Origin of the sequence: Synechococcus sp. R5-15 (assembly GCF_047462035.1) — a bacterium.
Classification (GTDB): domain Bacteria; phylum Cyanobacteriota; class Cyanobacteriia; order Thermostichales; family Thermostichaceae; genus Thermostichus.
In genome coordinates this window covers 1-1,026 of sequence record NZ_JANSIK010000080.1, presented here as the reverse complement: position 1 = coordinate 1,026, position 1,026 = coordinate 1, and the positions used below count along the sequence as shown (strand labels likewise).

Sequence of the window (1,026 nt, the reverse complement as noted above, 5' to 3'; positions counted from 1 at the left end):
GCGAACCTACTGGCAGGGCGACCTGCTGGCAACCTAGCTCGGTGCCAGGCCCACCACCCTAACCCAATCAAGAGGAACCCAATCAATAGGGGGGTTGGCTTCCGTCAAGCCTCTCTACCTGAAAGCTGACACCATTGGGTGAAGGCAAGCTAGTGAGGTAACAGTTTTGTCGACCATTAGCTTGCCATGTTACCTGCTCTACACCAGTTGGCTCGTTCTGCCAGAGCGGTCTTCGTGTACGGCATGGGAGGGGGGGGATGTAATCCAACTTCACGATCCCTATCCGTAGTTACTCTTGGCATCTATCGACATCTAGCAGCAGCAGTGAGCTTGCAGTCGGGGTTACGAGGGATCCTCAGCCCACAGGTGATCGACGAACCGAGGGGAGTGGGAGAATCCCTGGCGGACACGGAGGCTTTGATCCAGGTTTGGCATGGACGCGGGGAGGGGCAAATTTACATCTGGGTCAGGTTCCATGCTCCTTATTCTGGCCATCCTGAGAGTTTTGTCCAGGGATCCGCTCTAGCCCAAAGGTATGGAGTGGGGCTGCACACCCACTTGGCGGAAACTCGCCGGGGAGTGGAAACTCTACAGGCTCGCTATGGATTGACCCCGGTGCAGTGTTTGAAACGCTGGGGATCCCTGAGTGCTCAGACCTTGGCCGCCCACTGTGTGCATGTGGGGGCTGAAGAAATCGAATCGAGGAGATGCGGTTGGCGGTGTTTCTGCAGCGGTTGGGATCGGGGGATGGAGCTGCTCTGCCGGCGCAACAGGCTTTGTGGATAGCTACACAAGGCAGTGCCGCCTGTCTGGGTCTGGAAGGGGAAATCGGCAGCTTGGAGGTGGGCAAAAAAGCGGATTTGATCTTGCTGGATTTGCGCGTGGGCACCGCTAACCGCTATGCCAAAAAGCTCGCCACCTGCTTGTGAGAACCTGTGGGCTGCATTTTGACCGTGACTGATACATTTACGCTGAACACTGCTGAACATCACTGTTCAACTATGCAGCGATAGCATTCTGTTTGTT

At 55.9% G+C, this 1,026-nt stretch carries 2 protein-coding genes; both read left to right on the top strand.

Annotated elements, in window-relative coordinates:
- The first annotated feature begins 186 nt into the window (after window positions 1-186).
- A complete protein-coding gene (locus NW839_RS07510) occupies window positions 187-786 on the top strand; it encodes an amidohydrolase family protein (protein WP_414352227.1) in 600 nt (199 codons plus the stop codon).
- Complete coding sequence (locus NW839_RS07505) at window positions 708-929, top strand: amidohydrolase family protein (protein ID WP_414352226.1); 222 nt, start codon at window positions 708-710, stop codon at window positions 927-929. Before NW839_RS07510 ends, NW839_RS07505 begins: the two co-directional genes overlap by 79 nt.
- Window positions 930-1,026 lie beyond the last annotated feature (97 nt).